The organism is uncultured Flavobacterium sp., assembly GCF_963925415.1.
GTDB lineage: Bacteria > Bacteroidota > Bacteroidia > Flavobacteriales > Flavobacteriaceae > Flavobacterium.
Genome location: NZ_CAWUTS010000100.1, coordinates 1 through 10191, shown reverse-complemented (window position 1 = coordinate 10191; position 10191 = coordinate 1). Strand labels below are relative to the sequence as shown.

General features: G+C 30.9%; 7 protein-coding genes and 1 pseudogene. 6 read left to right on the top strand and 2 right to left on the bottom strand.

The genetic code is table 11. The features are described from left to right. Positions 1-280 (top strand): annotated as a pseudogene (locus AABM47_RS08110) (50S ribosomal protein L25); the annotation flags it as partial. A 147-nt stretch (positions 281-427) separates the two neighbouring features. After that, entirely contained in the window at positions 428-1048 is a 621-nt protein-coding gene (gene pth, locus AABM47_RS08105; RefSeq protein WP_338410424.1) for an aminoacyl-tRNA hydrolase, read from the top strand. A 104-nt stretch (positions 1049-1152) separates the two neighbouring features. Here the strand turns inward: pth and AABM47_RS08100 are convergent, their stop codons facing one another. Next, positions 1153-3798, bottom strand: coding sequence for a reprolysin-like metallopeptidase (locus tag AABM47_RS08100; RefSeq protein WP_338410423.1), 2646 nt, complete (start codon positions 3796-3798; stop codon positions 1153-1155). A gap of 142 nt (positions 3799-3940) precedes the next feature. Here AABM47_RS08100 and AABM47_RS08095 point away from each other — a divergent pair, with 142 nt between their 5' ends. Genes AABM47_RS08095 through AABM47_RS08085 form a run of 3 tightly spaced genes read left to right on the top strand, consistent with a single transcriptional unit; the run spans position 3941 to position 6688 of the window. Next, entirely contained in the window at positions 3941-4885 is a 945-nt protein-coding gene (locus tag AABM47_RS08095) for a bifunctional riboflavin kinase/FAD synthetase (protein ID WP_338410422.1), read from the top strand. After that, entirely contained in the window at positions 4854-6161 is a 1308-nt protein-coding gene (locus AABM47_RS08090) for an HTTM domain-containing protein (protein WP_338410421.1), read from the top strand. Before AABM47_RS08095 ends, AABM47_RS08090 begins: the two co-directional genes overlap by 32 nt. 41 nt (positions 6162-6202) lie before the next feature. Continuing rightward, on the top strand, positions 6203-6688 hold the full coding sequence (locus tag AABM47_RS08085; RefSeq protein ID WP_338410420.1) for a RecX family transcriptional regulator: 486 nt from the start codon (positions 6203-6205) through the stop codon (positions 6686-6688). A gap of 50 nt (positions 6689-6738) precedes the next feature. Here the strand turns inward: AABM47_RS08085 and AABM47_RS08080 are convergent, their stop codons facing one another. After that, complete coding sequence (locus AABM47_RS08080) at positions 6739-8556, bottom strand: TonB-dependent receptor (protein WP_338410419.1); 1818 nt, start codon at positions 8554-8556, stop codon at positions 6739-6741. An 81-nt stretch (positions 8557-8637) separates the two neighbouring features. Between AABM47_RS08080 and AABM47_RS08075 the strand changes: the two genes are divergently transcribed. Continuing rightward, positions 8638-10140 (top strand): PLP-dependent aminotransferase family protein, encoded by a 1503-nt coding sequence (locus AABM47_RS08075; RefSeq protein ID WP_338410418.1) that lies wholly within the window; start codon positions 8638-8640, stop codon positions 10138-10140. The last annotated feature ends 51 nt before the right edge of the window (positions 10141-10191 follow it).

Here is a 10191-nt window from a genome sequence, read left to right as displayed (position 1 = left end):
AGGAACATCTCCAGGTGTACTTTTAGGAGGTGTGTTAAATTTAAACCAACGTCGTTTAAAAGTTAAGGCATTACCTAAAAACCTTCCTGATTTCGTAGAGGCAAACATCTCTGAATTACAGATGGGAAACAAATTGTATGTAACAAAAATACCTACAAACAACTTTAAACTGATGCACCCAGACAACACCGTTGTTGCACAAGTTAAGATTTCTCGTGCTGCTATGAAAGCTGCTCAAGAAGCTGCAAAAGCAGAAAAAACATCTGGAAAGAAAAAATAAATTCTTTTACAAAGTATACCCAAAGCATCAGCCACAAGCTGATGCTTTTTTTGTTATAAAAGCGAGAAACTATTTTGCCTTTACACCTGCTTATTAGATGCTGCTTTTATATTTTTATATACTTTTAAAAAATACTACATTTACAAAATGAAATGGCTTTTTAACATCTTCAAACAAAAGGAAAAACAAACTACTGATCCAATGAAAAAATTTTTAATTGTCGGTTTAGGCAACATTGGTGCTGAATATGTGCAAACTAGACATAATATTGGTTTTAAAATATTGAACTTTTATGCCCAAAAACAAAATGTTGAATTTCAAACAGCAAAATTAGGCAATATGGCCTTGTGTAAAATAAAAGGGAGAAGTGTTTTTCTTTTAAAACCTAATACCTATATGAATTTAAGTGGCAAAGCCATTAAATATTGGTTGGAAAAAGAAAATATACCAAAAGAAAATTTATTGGTCATTACTGACGATTTAAACCTATCCTTTGGAACTATTAGAATAAAAACAAAAGGCACAGATGGAGGACATAACGGGCTAAAAAATACCCAACTCCTTCTCAACTCTTCCGAATATCCTCGATTTAGATTTGGCATTAGTGACGAGTTTAAAAAAGGGCAACAAGTCAATTATGTTTTAGGTGAATGGTCAGAAGAAGAAAAAAATAAATTAACGGAACGGTTAGAAATTTCAACAGAAATTATTAATTCATTTGCATTAAGTGGTTTAAACGAAACCATGAATGTGTTTAATGGCAAATAATTAATGCATTGCTTAACCCTTAAATTACACTTACAAAAGTGAACTAATAAAAAAGTGAAATGGTATTAATACCATTTCACTTTTTTATTAGCTAAATTAATTTATTACTCCACAATAATTTTCTTTACTTCTTTTTTGTTTCCATCTTGAACTGTTACAAGATAAATTCCAGAAGCAGTGTTATTTAAATTTAATTCTTGATTAAATAAACCATTATTTTGGAATGATTTAGCAAATACTTGTCTTCCTCTTAAATCGTGAACCTTAATATTTACATCATTACTTGATTCTGAACTAAACTGAATTGTAAAGTTTCCATTATTTGGATTTGGATAAAGTGTAAAATTTGTTAAGCCAAAACTTACTGCAGCTAAAGGCGTAACCGATTGAGAACAAACTTCAATAGACCAAGAGTTAATAGTCCCTGTGTCTATATTCCAATAATCAGCAACAGATAATGTCCAAGTCCCCTCCGATGCTAAGCCGTTAAAAACAGATAACGGAGATGCTGGTGAAAATGTTCCGCTCATATTTGCAACGCAACTAAAGGCTGGTGAGCCATCACTTAAAACAACATTAAAATTATCATTACCCGCACATGATCTGTTCCATACTAAATCTTGAGTAGCATTAGGATGGTTAATGCCAATAACTAAATCCTCTGGATAAGTATGAGTCACATTTAAACTGATGTTTACACTTGACAATATGCCTGTTACAGGCACAACAATTGTATTAGATACAACTGCTCCAGCTGTGTTAGATGCTACTCCATCAGGAATAGCTAATGGGGTATCGTTTGTATAGGTAGTACATGTGTTGGTTATAACATATCCAATAGCAAAGTTTTTTGTATTAATATCATAGTAAATGTTATCAGTTGGTTTTACCATAACTCTACAAAACAGCGCAGCAACATTTGGAACTGTTATACCTTCACTACCATCATTTGGTGTATTTGTTGCTAAAGTAGTTGTAAATGTTAAACCTCCATCAGTAGACAAAAGGATATCCACATTTGCAGAACCTGCTAATGAAGTGGTGTTATTAACATCCCAAGTAATCGTTTGTGTTGTACCTTGTTCCCAAGATATTCCATCGGCTGATTGAGACGTTACGTCAAAAGGTCCAGCAGCAGCAGAAACTGTAACTACCATATCATCAACTCCTGTTTGTCCTCCATTAGTAACATTGTCTCTTCCTGTTAAGGTAAAATTTAATGTTCTTGCAACAGACGATACCGATTCATAATCGGTCGTTAATGTATTTGACAATACACTTGATAATTTTGGCATATATCGTACGGGTATTGTTTCTGGATTTCTAGATCTCCAGTTTGGGCTTGTTGTATTTGTTGAAGATACTCCCGTAAAAGCAGATGTGGCACTATTGTTTTGTTCCCAACAATACGTTATAGGGTCGTTATTAGAATCTGTACCCGAACCCGTTAATATAAAAGGGGTACTCATTGGAATTGTAAAGTCTGAACCTGCATTCATAACAGGTGCACCGTGAGTTAGTACTGTCGTTGTAGGGCATGTTTTCCATAATAAATTGCTTTGAACTTGTGCAATACTTCTATAGGCAAAATAATCATCCGAATGTGACTGAACATTGTAATTTGTAATACCAGCGTAACCCATAATTGAAGAACCCGAGCCCGGCTCAACATTTACTCCTGTTCCTTCTAAACCATGAGAAAAGGTGTGATTAGCTCCAAACTGATGACCCAATTCATGTGCAACATAATCTATATCAAAATTATCTCCCATTGGAACGCCGTCTGCAGGTGAAGTAATTCCACTTCCCTTACTTCCGTTCACACAAACACAGCCAATACATCCTGCATTTCCACCACCACCTGTAGCTCCAAATAAATGACCTACATCATAATTTGCTTCTCCAATAACACTTGTTAAAGTACTTTGCAGTTGTCCATTCCATTGACTCATTGTTGTTGAGTAGGGATCTGTAGAAGCATCTGTATAAATTACATCTGTATTAGTAGCAATTAAATTCATGTGTACTGCAAAATCTTTTTCAAAAACACCATTTACTCGTGTCATCGTTGCATTAATAGCAGCTAAAGCTCCAGCAACAGTTCCGCCATGATATGCCGTATATTCTCCATTACAAGACATAGCCAGTCTAAATGTTTTTAAAACACCATTATTAGCTCTTAAAGCTTCTGTTCCCATGTCGTTTATTATTTCATGGTCTTCTGTAGTACATGTAAAAGGCAATTTTCCTTTTATTCTTGACGAATTATATACAGCATAAACAGAACCGTCATTTGAATAAGGCTCTATAAATTCATTTTGTTTACCTGCTCTAAAAATCATAGCTTGAATTCCTGTTGGATCAACACTAAATCTTATTTGAGCATATAAATCATCAATTCCAATTCCAACATAAGAACGAATGTTTGGAAATTGAGTTTGTAGGTCAGCGTCAAAATTAGAGGCTTCATAAACCTCAAATTTTTCCATGCGTCCATTAATGTTTGGGAAAGAGATTGTTGTATTAGACTTTGTATTAGAAAATCTATTGGTTGTAGATGCAAGTTGATTTTTTATGGCATCTACGTTAACTTGTACTAATTTAAACTCCTCTGGAAAACTAGTTCTTTCCGCGTTTTTATTAATTTGTGTTACTTTATTCTTTGAAATTTCCTTAAACAACTTGCCCGTTTGAGCAACAATATTTAAAGAAATTAACATAATTAAAAGGGAAAATAAAATTTTTTTCATAATTAGGGGTTTTTATTAAAGATTACAAATTAACATATAATATCCTACAAAAAAAATAAAAACAAAATTTATGTTTAAAATAAAATTATTTAATGGTGTAATAAGAGTCAATATCTATACTTTTGTAAATATTTAATATATTTTGAAAGTTTATAATTCCATATTTGAATACCAGAAAAAAAACAAAAGTATCCTTACATTGGGAACCTTTGATGGTGTTCATATTGGCCATAAAAAAATTATTAAAAAGTTAACAAAACAGGCACTTGAATATAAATACGAAAGTGTTTTGCTAACCTTTTTTCCACATCCTAGAATGGTATTAAAACAAGATGTTAAAATTCAGTTACTTAATACTATTGAAGAAAAAATAAAATTAATTAAAGCAACAGGTATACAGCATTTAATTATACATCCGTTTGATGCTATTTTTTCTGAACTAACTGCCGAAGATTTTGTTAAAAAAGTTCTTGTTGACCAATTAAATATTGGAAAAATAATTATTGGACATGACCATAAATTTGGGAAAAATAGAGCTGCAAATATTGATGATTTAATTGAATTAGGTGAAAAATATAATTTTGAAGTAGATCAAATTTCAGTAAAAGAAATAGACTCTATATCTATAAGTTCTACAAAAATTAGAACGGCACTTTTAGCCGGAAAAATTGAACTTGCAAATGCCTATTTAGGGCATCCTTATGCTATTTCTGGTGTTGTTGTAGAAGGAAAAAAAATAGGTAGAACAATTGGTTTTCCTACTGCAAATATTGAACTTACTGAAGATTATAAATTAATACCAAAAAATGGTGTTTATGTTGTGTCCTCGGAAATGAAAACAGGAACGGTTTTTGGCATGATGAATATTGGCAATAACCCCACTGTAGAAGGAAAAAAAAACTCAATAGAAATTCACTTTTTTGATTTTAATAAAACTATTTATCAGGAACAAATAAGTGTTTATTTACATGCTAGAATTAGAGATGAGCAAAAATTTAATTCTCTTGAGGCATTAAAAAATCAATTGGTTTTAGATAAGAAATATTCTATAGACTATGTTCAAAAAAATACAGCTACAATTAAATAAAAATATAGATAACGCGCCCTTAATCGTTTTTCGAATTTTGTTTGGCTTTCTTATTGCATGTGAATGTTTTGGAGCTATTCTTTCGGGATGGGTTAGTCGAGTTTTTATTGAAAGTGATTTTAACTTCCCATTTATAGGTTTTCAATGGCTTGACATATTACATGGTGAAGTAATGTATTTATATTTTGCTTTAATGGGCTTGTTAGGGATACTAATAATGCTAGGTGCAAAATATAGGTTTGCCGTTATATCTTTTACTTTACTATGGGCTGGTGTTTATTTTGCACAAAAGTCATCCTATAACAATCATTATTATTTAGTGTTGATCATAGGCCTTTTTATGTGTTTTTTTCCTGCAAATACTTCAATCTCTTTTGATGCAAAGTGGAATCATAAAATGAAATCTAATTTGATGCCTTATTGGGTATCATTGATTTTAATTTTTCAAATAAGTATTGTTTATTTTTTTTCAGGTATTGCAAAATTTTATCCCGATTGGATCGAAGGTACTTTTACTAAAAATTTATTGAAAGGTTCAACTTCAATTGTATATTTTCAAAACCTTTTTTCGAAAGAATGGTTTTATCTATTTATAGCCTATTCGGGAGTGTGTTTTGACTTATTTATTGTGCCTTTTTTATGGATAAAAAAAACAAGAACTACCGCATTTATTGCTTCATTGTTTTTTCATGTTTTTAATGCTGTATTTTTACAAATTGGTATTTTCCCTTTTTTTGCATTATCCTTTATTTTGTTTTTTTATGAACCAAAAACCATTAGAAAATTATTTTTAAGCAAAAAAGAAGTGGTTGTTATTGAAAATAAAATGCCACAAAAAACTAGCTTAGTCTTTTATATACTAATTCCTTTTTTAATCATTCAGTTGTTACTCCCAATAAGGCACTGCTTTATAAAAGGTGATGTTTTATGGACTGAGGAGGGGCATAGATTAAGCTGGAGAATGATGCTTAGATCTAGAGATGGTTATATAAACATTTATGTAGTTGATCACAATACTCATATAAAATCAGCTTACTATTCTCACCAAAAACTAACCTATAAACAAAGATATGCTTTAAAAACAAAACCCGATTTTATTTGGCAATATTGCCAACACATAAAAAAAGAATTTGAAGGCAAAAACATTTCTATTTATATTGATTGTAAAAATTCGATAAACGGAAAAAGGCACTATACTTTAATTGACCCTAAACAAGATTTTGCAAAAGCCAAATGGAATTATTTTTTTCATAATGATTGGATATTATTGCACTAACTAAATTATCTTGTATAAAATTACCTTAATCATTTTTTAACTTGCAAAATAAAAACTCACATTCCTTTACACAAAAAGAAATTCAAAACAAATTGGAACATTATTGTGCCTATCAAGATCGCTGTCATCAAGAAGTGTATCAAAAAATGTATTCATTTTCATTAAACTCTAATGAAAAAGAAGAATTAATGGTCTATTTAATTGACCACAATTTTTTAAACGAAGAACGTTTTGCTAAAAGTTTTGTTAGAGGCAAACATAATTATAAAAATTGGGGGAAAACAAGAATTACAAACGAATTAAAAAGCAGAAAATTGTCTCCTATTTTAATTAAAATAGCATTAAAAGAAATTGATGATGCGCTTTATTTAGAAACTTTTGAGTTGCTTTCTGCTAAACAATGGGAATCTATTTATGAACTTAATATTATGAAAAAAAGAAAAAAATTCTGCGATTATTTCATGAGAAAAGGATGGGAGAATAATTTGGTTTATGATAGAGTAAAAGAACTAGAAAATATAAAATAATTTTAAAAACTCCTTCAAAATTTTAAGTTTTAAAGGAGTCACATTTGCTGTTAAAAATTATATTTTAATCCAAAAAGTAAATTGCCTTTTGGCATTGGAACTTGATTTTGTTCAGAATAGTCTTTGTTGAATATGTTATTTGCAAAAACAGAAAATTCAAATGCCTTTAGTTCAAAACTAATATTTGCATCTACTAAACCGTAGCTAGCTCTCGAAGTTCGTTCTAAATATCTAAATGAGATTGTTTGAGAAAGATTTTTTACAAATTGAGTCGCCAATTGACTTGTAAATTGATGCTTCGCTGAATTTATTGAATATCTTGAAAACGCAGCATTTATATTTTTTATGTCATCTTCCATAAAAGTATATCCTATGTTGAATTGTTGATTCAAATTCTTTATCACAAAACTGTAATTAGAATGTATCTCAAACCCTTGTGTATTTAACTTTCTAATGTTGTTTGCCTTATATTGATCTGTTGCTGTTTCTTTTGTAAAATCGATTAAATTTGTTGCGTCTCTGTTAAAAAAAGCAATAGAAAAATCAAATTTATTTTTAAAATATTTAAACCCTATTTCTTGAGAAAAAGCTTCTTCTTGCTCTAGATTTTCGTTGCCTAATGTACTTGGATCGCTGTAAAACAAATCAGTATATGTTGGTATTCTATAGGTTTGACCCACATTTGCATAGGTTCTAATGTCGTCTGTTATTTGATAACCTAAGTCTATTCCTGGAAAAAAATTACCATCAAAGTCTGAAAAATAATTAAATGCAATTCCGGGAGTTATATCTAATTTATCATTGAATACTAAAAAGCGATGCTCAGCAAAAACGGTTCCCATAATTCGATTTCGACTTCCTAAATTGTTGCTAGAGATTGCTACTTTTGCTACATCTATACCAAAACCAGTAGTTCCTAAACTCGATTTTAGAGTTGTATTTAATTCCAATCCAACTTTATTAGTGATGTGCAAATTTCTGTAAACAGATGGATTATTTCTAATATAAATATATTCGTCTTGGTTTCGTCTCCAATATATTCGTGGTTTAAAGGTCATGTTATTCTTTTTAAAAATCGTTTGAACCGCAGCCAAACTCGCTTGAGTTTCTTCGTATTGGTTTATGGCTGCTGGAGTTGCATAAAAACCGTTTGCACCAAATTTTCTGTCGTTAAAAGAAGCCAAAACTTCTACAGGAGCATTCATTGTTTTAAAGCTGCTCTTTATAAAATAGTTTTGGTTGTCATAATCTGTATTGAATCTATAACCATCAGAAAGCATTCTTGAAAATTGAATAATGTGAGATGATTTTTCTAAATCTTGTGTAGCTGTTACTGAAATATTTTTTTGAGCATAATTGCCCGCTTGAGTTTCTAAAATTACAGCATCAGTAGAAACATTTTTAGTTACAATATTTACCGCTCCAGAAAAGGCATTTTGACCAAAAATACGTGCAGCTGGACCTTTTATGATTTCAATACGTTCAATAACTTCTATAGGCAAGGCCATATTCATTGTGTGATGACCGGTTTGAGCATCTTCTACTTTAATTCCATCAATAAGCAAAAGTGTTTGATCAAAACTTCCACCTCTGATGTATAAATCGGCTTGCATACCGCTTGTTCCTCTTCTACGCACATCAACTCCAGCTACTTGCTGTAGTAAATCGGCAACGTTTGTAACGCCGCTTTTTTCAATAACTTCTTTAGAAATAATTTGTATGGTTCTTGAGTTTTTAGAAAAAGGAATGTCAATTCTACTTGAAGTTACTATCACCTCCTGAAGTGAATCTGTTTTTTGCTGTTTATCTTGCGCTTTTCCAAATAAAGAAAATAAGACAAGAGATGCTGTTGCTAATTTATATTTCATAAAATATTATATTAAAGTGATTTTAAAACAGAGCAAAATTCGTAACTTTCCGGACGAGTAATCTAGTCCAGATTTTAAATCATGAATAGTCCGGTTAACACACTGCTGAAACACTTTATTAATTTTGAAAAAAACAGTTCAATAGCTGTATTTATTCAAATTTCACATCAAATCATTGATGCCATACAACGCGGCTATTTAACAAAAGGAACAGCCTTACCAGGGAGTCGAACCTTAAGCCAATTGTTAAAGATACATAGAAACACGGTTGTTGCTGTTTATGAAGAGTTAGCGTCTCAAGGATGGGTTGAAATTATTCCAAATAAAGGAACCTATATTTTAGTTCCTGAACAAAAAACAGCCTCCATTAAAGCGATTGCATATCCTATAAACCAAGCTAATGAATCTGCAATAAATACTGGGTTTGACTTTAAACCTTCTTTTCATTTAGCTTCAATAGCGGAACCTTCGCAAACTAAATATGCAATAAATGACGGACAACCCGATTTGCGATTGCATCCTGTTCATCAATTTTCAAAATGGTATAGTGCATCCATGAAACGAAAAACATTGATTTCAAAATGGAATCAAACCGGACAATCTACATATTCTGTATTTGAAAACCAATTGTGTAATTATTTAAATGCAACGCGTGGATTTCATATTAAACCAAAAAATTTAATCAGTACACGAAGTACTGAAATGAGTTTATATATCGTTTCGCAACTATTACTTCAAACTAATGATCTCGTATTAGTTGGTAGTTTAAGCAACTACGCCGCAAATATGATTTTTCAACAAGTGGGAGCAACAATTCAAACTGTTCCGGTGGATAAAAATGGTTTGGATATCGAATATATACGAAAACATTATACAAAAAATTTGATACGATGCGTATATGTATGCTCGCATCGTCATTATCCAACAACACATACCCTTAGTGCAGAGCGACGAATAGAATTATTAAAATTAGCTAAAGAATATCAATTTGCTATAATTGAAGATGATTTTGATTATGATTTTCAGTTTGAAGGATCTGCTATGTTACCAATGGCGAGTTCTGATGCAAATGGACTTGTAATTTATTTAGGTAAGCTAGGTCAATCTTTATTCCCGAGTTTTCAAACGGGGTTTGTTATAGCGCCAAGCAATTTGATTGTTGAAACCAAAAATTATTTACAAATGATAGATAGGCAGGGAGATCTCATTCAAGAACAAATGCTGTCTGAATTAATTTATGAAGGAGAAATACATCGATTAATTAAAAAAAACAGCATACATTATAAGCTAAGACTTGATTATGTGTGTAAAATGTTTGAACACCATTTTAAGCAAAGCATTCAATGGAATAAACCTTCAGGAGGCTTAGCCATTTGGATAAGCTTTGAGCCAAAAATATCGTTAGTTCAATTAGCTGAAGAGGCTCAAAAAAATGATTTATTTCTTCCTAAAACAATTCTTTATCAGAATAAAAATACTTGTGCCATTCGATTTGGTTATGGCCACTTAAATGAAGTTGAAATTGAAGTAGTGGTAATGAAATTGAAAAAAGCTTATGATGTTATCACTAAAAAAGTGACATAAATTATTCTTTTATAATATTTAATTATTGTTATTCAATAATTTTTATATATT

Bases quoted from the DNA above. Each gene is read 5' to 3' on its own strand.
- pth (WP_338410424.1), top strand. From the start codon at position 428: ATGAAATGGCTTTTTAACATCTTCAAACAAAAGGAAAAACAAACTACT.
- AABM47_RS08100 (WP_338410423.1), bottom strand. From the start codon at position 3,798: ATGAAAAAAATTTTATTTTCCCTTTTAATTATGTTAATTTCTTTAAAT.
- AABM47_RS08090 (WP_338410421.1), top strand. From the start codon at position 4,854: ATGTTCAAAAAAATACAGCTACAATTAAATAAAAATATAGATAACGCG.
- AABM47_RS08080 (WP_338410419.1), bottom strand. From the start codon at position 8,556: ATGAAATATAAATTAGCAACAGCATCTCTTGTCTTATTTTCTTTATTT.
- AABM47_RS08075 (WP_338410418.1), top strand. From the start codon at position 8,638: ATGAATAGTCCGGTTAACACACTGCTGAAACACTTTATTAATTTTGAA.